This is a genomic window from Vibrio sp. M250220 (assembly GCF_036533795.1).
GTDB lineage: Bacteria > Pseudomonadota > Gammaproteobacteria > Enterobacterales > Vibrionaceae > Vibrio.
Genome location: NZ_JATABI010000006.1, coordinates 1 through 17,507 on the forward strand (window position 1 = coordinate 1; position 17,507 = coordinate 17,507).

The 17,507-nt window shown below is 46.3% G+C and carries 13 protein-coding genes and 4 pseudogenes; 7 read left to right on the forward strand and 10 right to left on the reverse strand.

Annotated features, from left to right (window positions below; genetic code table 11):
- Positions 1-100 precede the first annotated feature (100 nt).
- Both QTN94_RS03860 and tnpC read left to right on the forward strand, forming a co-directional pair.
- Complete coding sequence (locus tag QTN94_RS03860) at positions 101-367, forward strand: DUF6444 domain-containing protein (RefSeq protein ID WP_240800883.1); 267 nt, start codon at positions 101-103, stop codon at positions 365-367.
- A gap of 20 nt (positions 368-387) precedes the next feature.
- Positions 388-1,557 (forward strand): annotated as a pseudogene (gene tnpC, locus QTN94_RS03865) (IS66 family transposase); the annotation flags it as partial.
- 8 nt (positions 1,558-1,565) lie between these two features.
- Here the strand turns inward: tnpC and QTN94_RS03870 are convergent.
- The 5 genes and pseudogenes from QTN94_RS03870 to QTN94_RS03890 form a co-directional block, all read right to left on the reverse strand.
- A pseudogene (locus tag QTN94_RS03870) lies at positions 1,566-2,273 on the reverse strand (cache domain-containing protein); the annotation flags it as partial.
- 263 nt (positions 2,274-2,536) lie between these two features.
- A complete protein-coding gene (locus QTN94_RS03875) occupies positions 2,537-3,931 on the reverse strand; it encodes a fructose-specific PTS transporter subunit EIIC (protein ID WP_331426934.1) in 1,395 nt (464 codons plus the stop codon).
- A 12-nt stretch (positions 3,932-3,943) separates the two neighbouring features.
- On the reverse strand, positions 3,944-4,384 hold the full coding sequence (locus QTN94_RS03880; RefSeq protein ID WP_331415940.1) for a PTS sugar transporter subunit IIA: 441 nt from the start codon (positions 4,382-4,384) through the stop codon (positions 3,944-3,946).
- Positions 4,385-4,641: 257 nt separating this feature from the next.
- Positions 4,642-5,859, reverse strand: a complete 1,218-nt coding sequence (gene manA / locus QTN94_RS03885) for a mannose-6-phosphate isomerase, class I (RefSeq protein WP_331426936.1) — start codon at positions 5,857-5,859, stop codon at positions 4,642-4,644.
- A gap of 66 nt (positions 5,860-5,925) precedes the next feature.
- Positions 5,926-7,827, reverse strand: a complete 1,902-nt coding sequence (locus tag QTN94_RS03890) for a PTS fructose transporter subunit IIABC (RefSeq protein ID WP_331426938.1) — start codon at positions 7,825-7,827, stop codon at positions 5,926-5,928.
- A 367-nt stretch (positions 7,828-8,194) separates the two neighbouring features.
- Between QTN94_RS03890 and QTN94_RS03895 the strand changes: the two genes are divergently transcribed.
- Positions 8,195-9,034 (forward strand): AraC family transcriptional regulator, encoded by an 840-nt coding sequence (locus QTN94_RS03895; protein ID WP_331415937.1) that lies wholly within the window; start codon positions 8,195-8,197, stop codon positions 9,032-9,034.
- Positions 9,035-9,037: 3 nt separating this feature from the next.
- On the opposite strand, the gene QTN94_RS03900 is transcribed toward QTN94_RS03895, so the two are convergent.
- Both QTN94_RS03900 and QTN94_RS03905 read right to left on the reverse strand, forming a co-directional pair.
- Positions 9,038-9,820 carry a PTS sugar transporter subunit IIA gene (locus tag QTN94_RS03900; RefSeq protein WP_331426940.1) on the reverse strand — a complete coding sequence of 261 codons (783 nt, stop codon included), beginning with the start codon at positions 9,818-9,820 and terminating at the stop codon, positions 9,038-9,040.
- Positions 9,821-9,828: 8 nt separating this feature from the next.
- Entirely contained in the window at positions 9,829-10,131 is a 303-nt protein-coding gene (locus tag QTN94_RS03905) for a PTS fructose transporter subunit IIB (RefSeq protein WP_331426942.1), read from the reverse strand.
- Positions 10,132-10,331: 200 nt separating this feature from the next.
- Here QTN94_RS03905 and QTN94_RS20625 point away from each other — a divergent pair.
- Positions 10,332-10,773, forward strand: a pseudogene (locus tag QTN94_RS20625) (PTS sugar transporter subunit IIA); the annotation flags it as partial.
- Positions 10,774-10,847: 74 nt separating this feature from the next.
- Positions 10,848-12,200: pseudogene (locus QTN94_RS03910) on the forward strand (fructose-specific PTS transporter subunit EIIC); the annotation flags it as partial.
- 67 nt (positions 12,201-12,267) lie between these two features.
- Here QTN94_RS03910 and QTN94_RS03915 read toward each other — a convergent pair.
- From QTN94_RS03915 to QTN94_RS03925, 3 genes are read right to left on the reverse strand one after another with little or no spacing between them, the layout of a single operon-like run.
- Positions 12,268-12,672 carry a PPC domain-containing DNA-binding protein gene (locus QTN94_RS03915; protein ID WP_331427015.1) on the reverse strand — a complete coding sequence of 135 codons (405 nt, stop codon included), beginning with the start codon at positions 12,670-12,672 and terminating at the stop codon, positions 12,268-12,270.
- Between the two features lie 9 nt (positions 12,673-12,681).
- Positions 12,682-12,999 carry a DUF1496 domain-containing protein gene (locus tag QTN94_RS03920; protein WP_331426945.1) on the reverse strand — a complete coding sequence of 106 codons (318 nt, stop codon included), beginning with the start codon at positions 12,997-12,999 and terminating at the stop codon, positions 12,682-12,684.
- Positions 12,996-13,907, reverse strand: coding sequence for a 1-aminocyclopropane-1-carboxylate deaminase/D-cysteine desulfhydrase (locus tag QTN94_RS03925; RefSeq protein WP_331415933.1), 912 nt, complete (start codon positions 13,905-13,907; stop codon positions 12,996-12,998). The genes QTN94_RS03920 and QTN94_RS03925 overlap by 4 nt, the downstream gene beginning before the upstream one ends.
- Before the next feature lie 493 nt (positions 13,908-14,400).
- On the opposite strand from QTN94_RS03925, the gene QTN94_RS03930 reads away from it, so the two are divergent.
- Both QTN94_RS03930 and QTN94_RS03935 read left to right on the forward strand, forming a co-directional pair.
- Positions 14,401-15,027 carry a TetR/AcrR family transcriptional regulator gene (locus QTN94_RS03930; RefSeq protein ID WP_331415932.1) on the forward strand — a complete coding sequence of 209 codons (627 nt, stop codon included), beginning with the start codon at positions 14,401-14,403 and terminating at the stop codon, positions 15,025-15,027.
- Positions 15,028-15,087: 60 nt separating this feature from the next.
- Positions 15,088-17,379 carry an acyl-CoA dehydrogenase gene (locus tag QTN94_RS03935; RefSeq protein ID WP_331426947.1) on the forward strand — a complete coding sequence of 764 codons (2,292 nt, stop codon included), beginning with the start codon at positions 15,088-15,090 and terminating at the stop codon, positions 17,377-17,379.
- Positions 17,380-17,507: the final 128 nt, after the last annotated feature.

Sequence of the window (17,507 nt, forward strand, 5' to 3'; positions counted from 1 at the left end):
GTAAGCGTTCACCAGCAGTCCATTGACAAAAAGTGTGAGTTAACGCAATTGATCCAACATTCCTAATTGAGTGATCATTTCTAGCCGTCATGCTTAATGCATGAAGAAGAAAAAATCTAAATTCTCATCTTCGCCGCCCGTGGCCTCAGATATCAACGAAGCGAATGCGCTGATTGTTGAGCTCTGGGAGCAGTTGCGCCACTATGAGGACAAGCTCAAAACTAGCAGCGCTAATTCATCCAAATCACCATCATCCGATGGGCCTAAAGAGCGGGCTGAAAGAAAAAAGCTCAAAGCTCTAGTGGTCGCAATCCGAGAGGAGCTACACAAGGTCACTCAGGGCACAAACGACAACTCTCAGAATTAAAACCATCTGATACCTTTGTTGAATGTTACCCAGATAGTGCCTGTTCTTGTTGTGGCGATACGAACCTTAAGATGAGTGATAAACCTTTTTATCGACATCAGGTTCATGAAATTCCCAAACCGACAATGGATATTACCGAGTATCGGCTCTTTTCTGGTAAATGCTCTCAGTGTGGCGAAACCGCGAGGGCCAGAAAGCCGAGCGATATACCTCAAGGCATCATGGGCCCCAATCTATTGAGTCATATCGCGATCTTGGCTGGTCAATATCATCTGAGCGTGCGTAAAATACGCTCTTTACTTAAGGAGCAATTCGGCACTACTTTTTCAATTGGCGCAATCAGTGAAGCTCAAACTCGTGTTGCCTCAATGCTTACCCCACTGCACCAAGCCATCAAAAGTAATATTCAAACGGCTCCGTTAGTACACGTCGATGAGACTTCACACTCACGAAATAGTGAAGAGCGTTTACGGTGGTGCTGGTTAGTATCGAGCGACGACTTAGTGTATGAAAAGATCCTATTCTCTCGCTCCATTCACTCAGCTAAAGCGGTTTTGGGCGCCAATTATTCTGGGGTTGTCGTCAGTGACCAATATGGTGGTTACAACTGGATATCACCAAATAAACATCAGCTATGTTGGTCACACGTGATCCGAAACCTACAACAGATTGCGGATTACACAGGTAAAGGACATACAGCTAAAATAGGCCAACGACTTGTTATGCTGAGCAAATTGGTCTTTCGAACGCGACATCGTTGGGAGTCCGAAACGATAAAATATAGCCTGTACCTAAACAGATTAAGTCGAATAAGACAGCGTTTTAATTACTGGCTCAATAAAGGGAGCAAGCAAATACCAATTCAACGCTATCAAGGTCGCTGCAAAAAACTGGATGAGCATAGCCCAAGCTTGTGGTTGTTCTTAACTAACCCCAAAATACCATTGACCAACAATGAAGCTGAACGCCGACTTCGTGGCTTTGTCATTCAAAGAAAAATCAGCTACGGCACTACCTCGGATGCAGGCGACAAGTTCCGAGACCGCCTACACTCGCTAATCGAAACTTGTAAAAAGCGAAAGATATCGTCACTTGATACGCTTTCACGCATAGTCAATGCTGTTGTTCGTCAGCAGCCGTACCCAAATGTGCTCGATCTTAAACACACGAGTTTTTACCTAAACACTTAGTCAACACGGTGCTGGTGAACGCTTACATCACCATCGGCAATCAGATGGGTGTGATCAATCAGTCGATGAAGTGGGATCAAAATGTTGTTGGAAATCATATATCCCATGCCAAACAGTAACGCAGATAAGAGAAGGGCAACAATCGCTTCTTTAATCGCCAAGGCATAAAACGCTTCTTGAATGTCGGCAACCATGATTCCGGAGCCGATAATCCAGTTCCACTCAGGAAACAATTGTACGTAAGAGATTTTATCTTTTAGCTCTCCGTCTGGGCTTTTCCACTGATACTCAAGAAAGCCTTTTTGAGTTGGCGATTTGGATATCGAAACCATCTCACGCCAGTGGAATTTGCCACCGCCGTCTTGAAAGTTTTCTGCACTTTTGCCATTAAGCTCTGGCTTGATAGGGTGGAGCACGACCGTGAGGTTTTGATTCAGAATCCAGAAATAGTTGTTGCTGTCATATCTAAGCGCTTCGATTGCAAGTAGAGCTTGTTGCTTCGCAACATCATTTCCTAACAGTTGGCGCTGATCGTAATAGTGCTTTGCTAAACTGACTACTGCTTCTACTTGGGCGCTAAGTTTGCTTTCACGCTCTAGTATGGAAGAGTTGCGTTGTAGAATCAGGTTATAGGCACAAGCCATGGCAATGAGTATTGCCGATAAAACCACGATGGATGCGAGCTTTGATTTGATAGAGAGATTACTTAGCCTCATTGTTAGCCCCTTAGAGTTATAATTATTGATATTTCTGACGTTGAATTGGAATAAATGTAGCAATTCTTCTTTTATCTGTGGCGATGTAGCTCATAATTTCAGCGGATACATTTTGTTGCACAGCAATTAAGTGCATTTGATCAAGCTAACACTAAAGAGTAAGGTCTATGGGGCGGGATATTTGTATCACTCGCGGCGACTGATGCCATACATCAAAAGGCCCCAGCAGAGTGCTAGGGCGCTAGATTTCAGAGGGATATTGATTAGTGTTGAATCAGTTGTGCGGCTTTCTTCATCGCTTCTTTGGTTGAGCATTCAATCACATTGGCGTTAGCGAAGCGTTGCGCGTCTTTAACTTGAATGTCGTGGGCTAAGATAACCAACTTCGCGTTAGCGACATCTAGGTCGGTGATGCGGTTCTGAATACCATTTTGACCTTGTGTCTCTACTTTAATCTTGATGCCAGCTGCTGCGCCTGCTTTTTCTAGTGCTTTAGCAGCCATAAAGGTATGCGCCACGCCTGATGGACAACATGTGACGGCTACGATGTTGTATTCGCCCTCACCCGCAACAGGAGCTACTTGTGCAGGAGTCGCTTCGACTGTTGTCTCTTCCGTCTCTTCTTCAGCGACCGGTTTCCAGAAGCCCACAATAAGAGCCGTTGTTAGTGAGCCCAGTGCAATACCGACCACATACATTGGAATGTTGCTTGAGACTGGCGCAGTAATCAGACCGCCCCATGGTGCGTGCAGTAGTACGTCAGTGAGGAAGCCGAACACACAACCTACGATACCGCCAGCAACGATGGATGGCAAAACGCGCATTGGGTCGTTTGCTGCGAATGGGATAGCACCTTCAGAGATACCAATTGAACCCATGATAGCGGCTGCTTTACCGGCTTCTTGCTCTTGCTTAGTGAACTTCTTCTTGAATAGGAAAGTAGCCAGTGCCATACCGAGTGGAGGCGTACAGATTGCGATACCTACACCGCCCATTAGCCACGGTTGTGTGTCTACTTGAGTTTGAGCGAACAGTGTGGCCACTTTGTTGATTGGGCCACCCATATCGAACGCTGTCATACCACCCAGAATGGTACCTAGCACCACTTTAGAAGCACCAGCCATCGAGGCCAAGAACTCGTTCATTGAAGCCATAAAGATCTTAATTGGCTCACCGATCCCCCATAGTACGATGCCTGCAGAAATCAGCGTACCAATCAGAGGGTAAATAAAGTAAGCGCCTAGCGCGGTCATGTTGGCTGAAAGAGGGATCTTTTTAAGTTGGAACACCACACCACCAGCGATAAAGCCTGCCACGATACAGCCTAGGAAGCCGCCGCCCATATCCGCCATAATGCCAGATGAGATCATAGCTGGCGCAAGGGCAGGTTTGTCGGCAATGGAGTAACCGATAAAGCCACCGAGGATGATAGGGAAAAGCACCAAGCCTTTAATGCCGATGTTTGAGATATCTGCCAGTAAGCCGTCAGCAGGGACCGCACCTTTACCTGATGCCATGACCGCCAGTGCCAGCAATACACCACCGGCAACGATAAATGGGAGCATGTGAGAGGTACCAAATAAAAGGTGACCTTTCATGGTGCTAAGTAGTTTTTTAAAGTCGCTATTGTTTGTAGCTTGAGCTGTTAGGGTACTCATAGTTACTACACCTTATGAATTGATTAAAATATCTAGGATTTGTTGTTGGTCTTTTGCGTTGTGAATATCTTGAATAAATTCATCACTGAATTTTCCAAATAATTCTTGTAGAACATAAATATGATGATCCGCACCGTTATCCGGAGAGGCGATCATAAAAAATACGGTCGGTTTGATGCCGTCTTCGTCGCCGTAATCGATACCTTCGCGCTTTACGCCAACAGCGATTGCTGGTTCTGTCACTGCTTGACTTTTAGCGTGTGGATAGGCGATGCCATCCATTGACGTAATGCTTTGTGACTCGCGATGATGGATATCATTTAAGAACGCTTGTTTGTTATTGATACGCTGGTCGCTTAATAGCATTTGGGCTAACTCTTCAAACACTTGTTGTTTATTATTTGCTTGAAGGTTGGCGTTAATTAGGCTGACGTTAGTTAGTTTTGTGATCATTTATTTAACTCAATCTTTATTGAACTTCTGAGTTAAAAATTAATGGATTGTGGCCAGTGGCGAAATAGTAAAAAAAAGCCTTTCACTGTACATTTGTATCCAGCAAATCTAACTGTGATTAGCGTCATTATTCGTGAATGACATTCTTGTGATGTTAGTCATAAATATTAATAGATTCAGTGCCTTGTGAACGGATGAAAACAAAAATGCCTCACAGCCGTGAGGCATTTTACATTGGTGCAAAGTGATTTTTTTACTTAGCTATACGCGCGTGCTACACGCCCATTGCAGTCAACGATGTAACTGTTGGCATAGGCTGGAATAAATACCGACTGGCCTTTGTCAATCACGCAGCTTTCACCGCACTGGTGCGTCAGTGTCATAGCCTCATCCAGCGGCAGCAGAATCTCGGCACCTTCGGTTTTAATCTCGCGCTGGTGGGAGTTGCTGAGGATGGCAAACTTAAAGTCCTCAACTGGGATCGGATATTCCATCACACCATCTTGCTCAAGGGGTTGCAGTAGCAGTCTGTCGATAGGTTTTTCATTGAATTTGGTACAGGAGACCAGTTCCTCTACATCCATATATTTTGGTGTCAGACCTGCACGCAATACGTTGTCTGAGTTGGCCATGATCTCAAGCCCAGTCCCCTTGATATAGGCGTGGGGCGTTTCTGCATCCAAGTACATCGCTTGACCGGGTTTTAGCGCAATCACATTCAGGATTAATGGAGCGAAAAGACCAACATCACCAGGGTATTGCTCTTCAAGCTCACTGATCAGGTTAAACAGCGGGGTCGGTGATAATTTGGCTTTCATGATTAGCATCATCAACGCTATTTCTTTCTGCTCACCTTGCAGTGACAACAAACCCGAGAAAAAGCTCGCTAAACCATTCGGTGTTTGATCGCCTGCTAAGTCGTGAACCAATGACGTGAGTTCAGGAATATCAAGGTAGTTAAAATGGGCAAGGATCTCGCTAATCGGTCTAAAACCATTCATTGCCGTGTAGTCAGTTAGCGCGTAGACCAGCTCCGGTTTGTGGTTAGGATCTTTGTAATTGCGGTTGCCAGCTGTGAGCGGGACCCCTTGCTGCTCTTCAAACTGATAGCCACGTTCCGCTTGTTGTTTGTTTGGGTGAACCTGAATCGACAAGGCTTTTTCCGCTGCAAGCACTTTAAACAGATAGGGTAACTCACCAAAGCGTTTGGCAATTTTGTCACTGAGAAACAGGCTTAAATTTTGTGAGATTAGGTTGGAGAGTTTTGTCTCTTCACCCTCGGTGTTCACGGTAGAGCAGCCATTGGGATGGGCACCCATCCAGATTTCGGCTTGGGGTTCTCCACTCTGATTGGAAATACCAAATAGCTGAGCAAAAGAACAGCGGCTACCCCATGCGTAATTCTGGATAACGTTAGTCATAGGGTAGAAGACTTGTCGAATAAAAGAGTCATTCGAGATAGAAAAATCAGACATAGAAGTCACCATGAAATAAACATGGCTTGAGGATGAAACCACTCAAGCCATAAGGGGGAGAGCGGTTTAAGCGGTTGCAGCGGCTAGTTTCGCCTTACGCAGATTTTTAAGCGCAATACATGTCATTGCAGTAACACATGCGCCAGTCGCCATTGATAGCAGAGCAAGCATAGGGAAGTTCATCGCCCCAAGCAGTGCGACAACAGGACCACCATGAGCCACGCTGTTGGTGATGCCGAATGAGAACGCCATCACTGCCGCCACCATAGAGCCAAGTACGTTCGCTGGGATAACTGACATCGGATCCTGAGCGGCAAACGGAATAGCACCTTCAGAAATGCCCACAAGTCCCATTGCGCCAGCTGCTTTGCCTGCCTCGATTTCAGAGGATTCAAACAGATCGAACTTACGGCCAACTGCGGTTGCGATCGCCATACCAAGTGGAGCGACTGGGATTGCACACGCCATTGCGCCCATAAATTGAGTTTGACCGCTAGCAATCATGCCAACAGAGAATAGGAATGCGACCTTGTTGAATGGACCACCCATATCGAAGCCAGCCATACCACCAAGAACGATACCGAGTAGAACGACGTTACCCGTGCTCATGCTGGTTAGCATTGCAGTCAGGCCATCCATTAGTCCGGCGATCGGTGCGCCGATAACAAAGATGAACAGACCAGCGATAAACAGTGAACCTGTGATCGGAGCGATCATGATAGGTACAAGCGGCTGGATGAATTTGTGGTAGTTGATTGAAGTAATGAACTTAACGAAGTAACCCACAAGCAGACCGGCTACGATAGCACCGATAAAACCAGTACCCGCTTCAGCGCCATAGAATGAACCGTTATTTGCAATCCAGCCGCCAATCAGGCCTGGGGCTAGGGCAGGACGGTCAGCAATCGCATAAGCAATGTAACCCGCTAGGATCGGGATCATCAGCGTGAAAGCGACCACGCCCACTTCAAGGATTTGGTTCCACATGCTACCGGCAGGAATTGCCATACCCGATTCACTCGGCTCACCACCAATGGCTAGGGCAAGAGCGATTAATAGACCACCCGTTACGACAAACGGGATCATGTGTGATACGCCGTTCATCAGGTAACGGTAGAGATCGGAACGAGCTTGTGAGGCTTTGTCTGCGACAGACTGGGTCGATTGTATTTGTTCTGCTTGGTAAATTGGTGCAGATAGTGCTTGTTGAATCAGTCCTTCGGCATCGCGTATAGGCGCTTTAACGTTAGTTTTGATCACGCGTTTACCAGCAAAGCGAGCCATATCGACTTGTTTGTCGCAGGCAACGACAACCGCTTCCGCTTGTGCAATCTCTTCTTCGCTTGGACTATTTTTGACCCCGATCGAGCCATTCGTTTCAACCTTGATTTCGTATCCTAACTTTGCCGCACCTTTTTCTAGTGCTTCTGCTGCTAGATAAGTGTGGGCAACGCCCGCAGGACAACCGGTCACACCGATAATCAAGCCTTTGGTTGGTGCTTGGTTCGATGCCGTTTCAGGCTGTTTTGTCAGTAAAAGTTCCAGCGCAGCATGGTTATCTTGGCAATCGAGAAACTGTTCAATAAAACCTGGCTCGATCAGCTTAGAAGAGAGTTCAGCCAGAACCTCAATGTGGTGATTGTCTCCTCCGTCTGGTGAAGCAATCATAAAGAACAGTTTCGAAGCAAGCCCATCTTCAGCGCCGTAGTCGATGCCTGTTTTATGCACACCGATAGCCACTGCGGGCTCGATGACAGCAGAACTCTTAGCGTGCGGCAGTGCGACGCCTTGTTCAAAACCTGTATTGCCAAGTTCTTCACGCGCTTTGATATCAGCAAGAAACTGTTTTTTGTCTGAAATACGGCCCTGTGCGTACAGGATCTCGATTAGCTCGTTAAAAACCTCTTCTTTGGACTGCGCATTAAGATTGAGCGCAATCAAATTCTCATTGATGAGTTTGGTGATCATTAGGAACCCCTATCATTTTATTGTTTTACTAGGGGTATTGTGAAAGGCGAGGCGAAAGTCCTGTAGTGAAGAAAAAATGCATTTACTAGACGATTGTAACTGTATTTTCGTGATGTGATTTGGATCGTGGTTGAACGCCGTTGTGTTATGGGGTTGTTGATGTTAAGTGTTTTTAAAACATTGACTTATGGTGTGATTGATCGCCTTATTGTTTGTTGATTTATGATTGTCTAACTATAAAATTATTGCTTTTGCTGGATTTTTGTATCATCAATGTGGAAGTGTGACTTTGCTCAGTAGCGCCGTGATTCATCACGGGGTATACCTGTGCGTGTAGTAGAGAGAATGTCCTGTTGAGGGGCCAAAGATGATGTTCCAAGATTTAATTTGTGCGGTACTTAATGAACGTAAACCAATCCACAATATTTGGTTTGCGGGTGACTTTCATACTCCACCAGAGTGCAGTTATCAGGTTAACTTTCCACGTTTGGAACTGGTGCTTGAAGGTGAGTACATCAATGAGATGGAAGATCATCAACGTAAGGTCAGTCAGATCGTTGCTCAGGCGGGCGATGCGATTTTTATTCCGCCAAACTGCTGGAACAAGCCAGATTGGGATACTAACTGTTCTGTGCTGAGCATTCTTTTTGGCCGCCGACAATTGGGGCTTAGCTTAGTGAGTAAGCGAAAAGGTGAAGAGAGTTTCTATGATATTCAGAAGCATAGTTTACAAACCCGTTCGGGCTTTGCTATCGACAATATCCTAGAAGCCCTGAGTTCGCTGGCGAGAGAAAGCATCAAACAACCGATGGATGAGTTATTACTTCAAGCATTGCTCCAATACTGCAATACCATGCTTGATGCGCCGGAAGAGAAATCACACAACCGTGTTCAGGATCTCTATCAGGGGATTTGTATCTATATTCAGGAAAATTTCCATCGGCAGATCACTCGAGATAGCATTGCGGAACGCTTTAGCATCTCGTCCAATCACTTATCTAGGTTGTTCCGTCAACAGGGTCATATGACCTTGGCCGATTACATTACTTGGGTACGGATAGATCGAGCGAAATTCATGCTCAAGAAATACAACTTTAAACTGAATGAAGTGTCGGTTCGTTGCGGATTTAAGGATGTAAACTACTTTTGTCGGGTATTTAAAAATCGCACGGGCAGAACCCCTTCCGATTATCGAGGCTCAATTTAATCGCTATCCAATCAATCTCGACATTGAATACATCAACAAGGCTTGCAGTTCGATGCTGCTTTTGGTCACTAACAAACGTTCAGCCAGCTGCCCAGAGAGCAGATTACGGGTTAGGTTGGTCGCAGTGATAATCTGATCGCGAGTTGGCGAGGAAGGCATCACCAGTGCTATTGCTAGATGAATTTGGCCGACTTGAGAAGCCCAGTCTATTGGTGTTTCACTACTGATAACCGCAATAGAAATATGATTGATGCTTTTGTTTTCGAACATCACGTGGGGCAGGGCAATACCAGCGGTGATACAGGTAGAAGAGCGCTCTTCACGTTTGATAAATGCCAGAATAAGCTCATCAGGATTTATCGGGTGGATCAGTTGCGCGAGTCCTTTGAGGCACTCAAATTTGGTCAACGCGGTATGTGCTTTAGCGTAGTGCCACTCCACGGGGCTCGGTGTCTTTAACTGCGGCAGACGCTTAGCAAGTTGGCTAGAGAACTCGTGGTTGATTTGCGCCCCAACCAGATCATAGTGTTCCGCAACAACATCTTTAATCACGAAGCATGCCAGTTCAGCATCAATGCCAAAGGTGGTGATCTGGCACAGATCCCCTTCAACAAGTCCGGCCTGAAGCAGTGCCACTGACTTGGTCAAATCGGCACTTCGATTGCGAGTGATGTTGATGATTCGAATCGAACTTTTAAACTTTTTCGCCAATCTACGCAGTGGCTGAGCGACGTGAGTCGAGGCGCTAGTGTTACTGACAAGAAACGTTATCTGGTATTCAGTCATCGGTGGGGTTATGCGCGGCAGTGAGTGATGAAAACTTTATCCACATTGAGCAGCACGTCTTCTATCGAGAGTCGGATACACGGAATGCTATCAAAACGCGCAGCTTGTTCAATTTCAATGTCAGATACGATTAACACTTTGTCTGCTTGAGCGATGTCGTGCGGCGTCAGAAGATTTTCAATGCCCATTGCACCTTGGGTCTCGACTTTAATCTGAACAGAGTATTTCGGCGCAGCTTTATTTAACGCATCTGCTGCCATATAGGTATGTGCAATGCCTGTTGGGCAGGCAGTGACAGCAATAATTTTCATAGTCAATCTCTGTGGGTATTTTGGCGGATATTAGCACAGCGAATTGAGATTTCATTGGCACGGAACAATAAATTCACCGATACACTTCACACTTTAATGTCAGTGTTACAATAATCCAGTTAATGCAGTTTTAGTCCTATATCTCTGACAGATAGGGCTGATTAATCTATATTCGAGCGCGAGTACGGCAGGTAGAGACAATGGACATAACAAACCTAATCCAAGCGGAAACTCTCTGTTTGGAGCTAACAGCGACCACTAAGCAGCAAGTTTTCGAAGAGTTGGTTGGTATGTTAGATAAGGCGGGAAAACTTGCCGATAAAGAACAGTTTCTGGCTGATCTATGGGCGCGTGAAAACATTGGAAATACAGGGTTTGAAGAGGGGATTGCCATTCCCCATGCAAAGAGCTGTGCGGTAGCAAAACCAGCGGTTGCGATTGGCATTAGTCGCTCGGGTATTGACTACGGCGCTGAAGATGGCGAGCTGTCGGATGTATTTTTTATGTTAGCTTCGCCGGACGGGGATGATCATCATCACATCGAAGTATTAGCACAGCTATCTGGTAAGTTAATTGAACCAGAGTTTATTGAACAGCTTAAACAGGCACAGAGCGTTGAGCAGGCCCTTGCGTTGATCATTGATGAGCAGATTGATGATCCGTTGTCACACCAACAGCTGTTGCAGGAATCCCATTTCCAGCCACAAAGTCTAGTGGCGCATCAACTTGCTCGGGTTAAAGAGCATCTGCTGTTTGGCACGTCGCACATGATTCCATTTATCGTCGCGGGTGGCGTTCTGTTGTCGCTGTCGGTAATGCTCTCAGGGCATGGTGCGGTGCCAGAGAAAGGGATGCTGGCGGATATGGCGCAAATGGGTATTGCCGGTCTGACACTATTTACTGCGGTGCTTGGTGGATATATCGCCTACTCCATCGCTGACAAGCCGGGACTCGCACCGGGTATGATTGGTTCTTGGGTCGCCGTTGACCAGTACCACACGGGTTTTCTCGGCGCGATAGTGGTTGGCTTTTTCGCTGGCTATGTGGTGTGGTTATTGAAGAAAATTAGATTGCCGGAAAGCATGATTTCGCTCGGCAGTATCTTTATCTATCCGTTGGTGGGCACATTTGTCACCTGCGGTGCAGTAATGTGGGTGATTGGCGTTCCTATCTCATCAACCATGAATTCGCTTAACACCCTACTGACGGATATGGCAGGTTCAGGCAAGATCGTGTTAGGTATGGTGCTGGGTGCCATGACCGCTTTTGATATGGGTGGCCCTATTAATAAAGTTGCTACTCTGTTTGCTCAAACGCAAGTGAATACTCAGCCATGGTTAATGGGAGGGGTTGGCATCGCAATCTGTACCCCACCGCTTGGGTTGGCACTCGCAACGCTACTATCGCCACAGAAGTTTAAGCGTGACGAGCGTGAAGCAGGCAAGGCTGCTGGGATCATGGGCATGATTGGCATCAGTGAAGGGGCAATTCCTTTTGCGGCTGCCGATCCTGCGCGTGTGTTACCTGCAATTGTGCTGGGGGGTATTGTGGGTAACGTGATTGGCTTTATGTTCCACGTACTCAATCATGCGCCATGGGGTGGTTGGATAGTTTTGCCTGTCGTTGATGGCAAACTCGGTTATATCGTTGGTACGCTCGCTGGCTCGTTGACGACCGCTTGTATCGTCATCCTACTAAAGAGAAATGTTAAAGACGAAGATGAATACGGCTCGTTGAAGCGTGTGTATTCTTCAGTTCAGGGAGAAGGTGAGGCGGATGTACTGGCGGTGACATCATGTCCGTCTGGGGTGGCGCATACCTTTTTGGCGGCTAAGTCACTGGAGAAAGCTGCCAACGCCGTTGGGGTGAGAATCAAGGTAGAAACTCAAGGTGCAGATGGGATTAACAATCGCATTACCGAGCGTGATATTGCCCGCGCTAAGTTGGTGATATTTGCTCATGATGTGGCGATTAAAGAGCCAGAAAGGTTTAAGAACATTGCCATTATAGACGTGAGTACCAAAGATGCGATGCACAATGCAGCGGCCCTGATTCAGTCAAAGCGTTAAGGAATTTAGTCAAATAGTTCCCCCGAACTATTTATGCTCCTGGCTCCATGTTTCATGGAGCCTTTTTTCATTGGCTCGAAGAGTCAAGGTGCAACTCAGTATAGCCAGTCTGTGGGTCGTATTCTCGGTTGAAATTAAGCTCATGGTATTGGAGAACAATCAGTTCAGCCGTGGTATCAATCAGGCAACCTTCCAGTAGGTGTCCACCAACCACTGAACCATCTGCGCGTGAGACAGAAAGATGAACGTGCTGGTGGTCTGGAGTCAGTGTACCCATAACGGAAACAATCTCTAGCGGCTCATTAAGTTGCAGTGTCTCAGTCGCACCAGCTAAGCGCAGTTTGAGATGCGTAAAGCAGCCGACGCAAGAGGCGATACTTCCAGCACGAATTTGGTACTGAGTGACCAATCGTTGAAGGGCAAGTTTTAAGTCGTCACCTTTGGTGAGACGCACAGCAATCGGTGTGATCAACATGAGTCCTTATTCGTTGGTAGAGTAGCGTTTGACCGCTTTGGCCTTAGGTTTTTCTTCGCTGGTAGAACCCTCGCTGTGTTCCGCTAAAGGGGACCACTTTAGTGCACCATTTGTCTCGAAATCGTTAGCTGCCGAACAAATCATGTAATGTTCACCAACCTGAAGGATAGCGCCGTCAGAATAGGCTTGATCCTGATAGTAACAAACGCGTTTGCCAATCTCGCTGGCATTCACTGCGACGATGGGTTTTGCTGTGGTGCTAATCGTATTGGCTTGTGTTGAAAATGGCATTACAACGAGTAGCAGCGGTAGGTACGACTTCATAGACTCTCTCCCAAATCAGGGCCATATTTACGTTCGTAACGAGGTAGCATGCTTTCGTTTCCAAGTAAGCCACCTTGGTGAACATAGATGATGGTTTTATCTTGATTCTCTTTATACCACGATTGTAGACACTGCCACATCATAGGGTCATAGAGGAGATCGAATTCGATAGAGGTATCTTCGAGAAGCTGTTTCCAAATTAGATAATCTTGTCGATAGAGTTTGCCAAAATGGTGCTTATGGTCCAGTTCCAGAATGTGTGGAAAGTCGCTTTCACCAAGTTGTTCAAATTGTTTGATTAAATACTCTTTGCCACCGACACAAGGGCAGGTGATAACGGGTATGGAATGTGGCTTAAGGAACTTATGCAAGTATAGTGCTGTTGTCCCAGTCCCCGCTGGCAAAGCAACAACAAACTGATTGTGAGGTTCAAAGCGAGTCCAAGAGAGTATTTCTCGTGCCAGTTGTTCAATACCTGAACGAGCCAGAGTCGAGCGTCCCCCTTCTTCTATCACAAGGCAACTGCTATCCGGTTGCCGCATTTGCTCAATAAAGTCTTTGGGATGAAGGTGGTACTCTGAGGTTGCAATCACCTTAGCCCCGAGCTCTAGAGCACCACGATAGTTACCCATCGGCCTATCGATTAACCACTGCGGTAGATGGTCAACGTAAAACTCTAACGTCCAGCCTTTGATTGATGCTAAAGCCGCCAGAGAGTAGAGCGAGTTAGCTTGTGCGCTACCATAGCTGATCAAGGTTCGAGTTGCAGGGTAATCTTGCTCCAATACGGCCATAAATTTTCGCGCTTTATTACCACTGAAATGCGTGTGGAGCTGATCATCGCGCTTAAGGAAAAAAGGAATGTCATCAAATTGATGTTGAGTAATTGGCGTATTGGCGAGTTTCATCGATCGAAGTAGTGAACCAAATGGGCGATCATATTAACGGATCACTATTGTGCTGTACCAATCTAGATCAAAATTTTATCGGGCGGGCCATCAAGAGTCTCGGGGTTAGTGATGCCGCGAGTGGTGCTTAAAAAGCGCACTAAATAAAAAAGCCCAGAGCAAAGGGGCTCTGGGCGGATACAATTAAACATAGGAGTTAATAAGAAAAAGCAGCGTAAATTAGTAGTTTCAGTAAGAAAACAAGTTTGACGGCCTGTAAACTTATCGGGTTGTTAAACCCTCGAACACTCTGCTAACTACACCTATTCAGACCGAGCAAATTCAAAACAGTTCCGAAATTTTTTTAATTTTATTTTATTCCCGTCAATTCAGCCTGTTACCACCGTCTTTTGAGTGCTGGTCAGACCAATGCTAAAAAGTGTGATGTTAATAACTTGTTGCTTTTGTGTTTCGGCTGTATATTTCAAACAGTTGTTTAATACGAGTGATTGAAATGCCAGCGAGAAACTCAACCAAAGAGAAAATCCTTGATGTAGCGGAAGCCTTGTTTGCAGAACACGGTTTTAAAGATACCTCTTTACGAACAATCACCAGTAAAGCTGGCGTTAACTTAGCCTCTGTGAATTATCACTTTGGTGATAAGAAAACTTTGGTAAGAGCGGTATTGAATCGTTATTTAGAGGCGTTTATGCCAGCGGTGCAAGATGCTCTCATCAACCTTAACCTTAATGACAGCTATAAAATGGCTGACGTGTTTGAGTCTTTACGCTCTCCATTACGTAACTTAAATGACGTAAGACCGAATGGAACCAGTCGCTTTATGTTGTTAATTGGTCGTGGTTACACCGATGTTCAGGGACACTTGCGTTGGTTTATCACCACTCGTTATCAAGACACATTATCGTTGTTTACCGAATCGGTAATGAAGGCGAATCCAAAACTAACTCAGGAAGAGTTGTTCTGGCGTTTGCACTTTACCTTAGGTACTTGCGTATTCACCATGGCTTCAAGTCAGGCCTTACTGGAAATCGCAGAAAATGATTACGGTAAAGCGATGGATGCAAAATCTGTCGTTGACCAACTGATTCCATATTTAGCAGCAGGCGTCGCTGCGGAATAAACTGATTAAACAAATAACAAAAATATTGGACCACCCTACAGTGAACAAAAGGATCTGATTATGAGCTCTCTAAGACAAAAATGGGTAAGTGACCCAGCTTTCAAAATGTTTAAAAAAGTGCTGCCTCCGTTGTCTAGCACTGAGAAAGAAGCAATGGAAGCGGGTAGCGTATGGTGGGACGGAGAGCTGTTCTCTGGTCGACCAGACTTTAATAAGTTGCATCAGTACCCGAAACCTACGCTGACGTCAGAAGAGCAGTCGTTCATGAACAATGAGCTCGAAACGCTGTTGGCGATGCTCGACGATCATAAAATTGTGAAAGAAGATCGCGACCTACCAGCAGAAGTGTGGGAATACCTACGCAAAGAGCGTTTCTTCTCTCTGATCATTTCTAAAGAGTACGGTGGTCGTCAGTTCTCGTCTTTAGCGAACTCAACGATCGTATCTCGCATCGCGACACGCAGTATCAGTGCTGCCGTATCTGTGATGGTGCCAAACTCTTTAGGTCCTGGTGAACTTCTTTCCCACTACGGTACTCAAGAGCAGAAAGATTACTGGCTACCGCGTCTCGCTAACGGTACAGATATTCCTTGTTTTGCGTTGACTGGTCCAGAAGCGGGTTCAGATGCTGGCGGTATTCCGGATGACGGTATTGTCTGTTACGGCAAACATGAAGGCAAAGAAGTTCTAGGTATTCGTCTGAACTGGAACAAGCGCTACATCACGCTAGCACCTGTTGCGACAGTACTTGGTCTTGCATTCAAAATGTACGATCCAGATGGTTTAATGGGAGACAAGAAAGAGCTGGGTATTACCTGTGCCCTTATCCCTGCCAACCACAAAGGTGTTGAGATCGGCGAGCGTCATGATCCACTTGGTCTCGCATTTATGAATGGCCCAACGCGCGGCAAAGATGTCTTTATTCCGATGGAGTGGTTAATCGGTGGACAGGACTACGCAGGTAAAGGCTGGCGTATGTTGGTTGAGTGTTTGTCAGCAGGACGTGGTATTTCACTGCCAGCGCTAGGCACGGCAATGGGACACTTAACTGCTCGCACCACGGGTGCTTATGCGTACGTTCGTAAGCAGTTTGGTATGTCGATTGGTAAGTTTGAAGGTGTGGCAGAAGCGTTAGGCCGTATCGGTGGTTTAACTTACCTTCTTGAAGCAAGTCGAACACTAACGACAACGTCGCTTGATTTAAAAGAGAAGCCGGGAATCGTCACCGCGATTGCTAAATACCACATGACGGAAATTGCGCGTAAGATCCTAGATGACTCGATGGATATCCATTCAGGTCGCGCGATTCAAGATGGCCCAATGAACTATTTGGCGGCGCCATACCTTGGTATTCCGGTCGCGATTACGGTAGAAGGTGCTAACATTCTGACTCGTAACTTAATGATCTTTGGCCAAGGTGCGACACGTTGTCACCCTTACGTACTCAAAGAGATGGAAGCTGCGGCTAACCCAGATGAGAAGCAAGGCGCTAAAGAGTTCGACGATCTGCTGTTCAAGCATATTGGTCATGCGATGAAGAACACCTTTGGTGCGTTTGGCGCGGCACTGACTGGTTCACGCTTTATTAAAGCCAGCATGAGCGGTCCGACTCAAAAGTACTACAAAGAGATGACTCGTTTAAGCCGAGCGTTGGCAGTGAGTGCTGACATCGCGATGGCAACCTTAGGCGGTGATTTGAAGCGCAAAGAGATGATTTCTGCTCGCTTGGGTGATGTTTTAGCCTACTTGTACTTAGCATCAGCAGCACTCAAGAAATACGAAGATGAAGGTCGTCAGCAACAAGACCTAGATTATGTTCACTATGCTGTGCAGCACTGTCTGTACCATGCTGCTCAGTCTCTACAGGAAGCGTTTACTAACTACCCGCAAAAGGCTGTTGGTCGCTTGCTGAAAGGCTTGATCTTCCCACTCGGCAACCACTACCAGAAACCAAGCGACAACCTAACGGTTCGATTGGCTGAAAGTTTAATGACTCCTGGCGCTCATCGTGACCGATTGACTCACCTTTGCTACATAGGCAAAGATGAAAACGACAGCGTGGGTCTGATGGAGAATGCATTCCTCGCGATGTACGGTGTGAAGGGGCTGGAGCGTAAACTGATGCGCGCAGCGAAAGAGGGTAAAGTGGCTCGTAAAGGCTTACTGAAAGACCGTCTGGCACAAGCGCTTGAAGCTGATGTGTTAACTCAGGAAGAAGTTGATCAAATTCTGGCAGCAGACCAATTGCGTTACAAAGCGATTCAAGTTGACCACTTTAGCCATGATTTCAGCGAAGTTCGCACTCATGGTGAGACAAAAAAGTCAAAAGCAAAGCTTGATAGTGCAGCGTGATCTAGACGATTTCGTCTACTCTAGATAAAAACTTGCTCATTTTTAAAGGCACCTCCAGTAGGTGCCTTTATTTTGTGCACAATTTAAGAATCCTGACTGAAAGTGCTCCAACCACTTGCATTTTACCG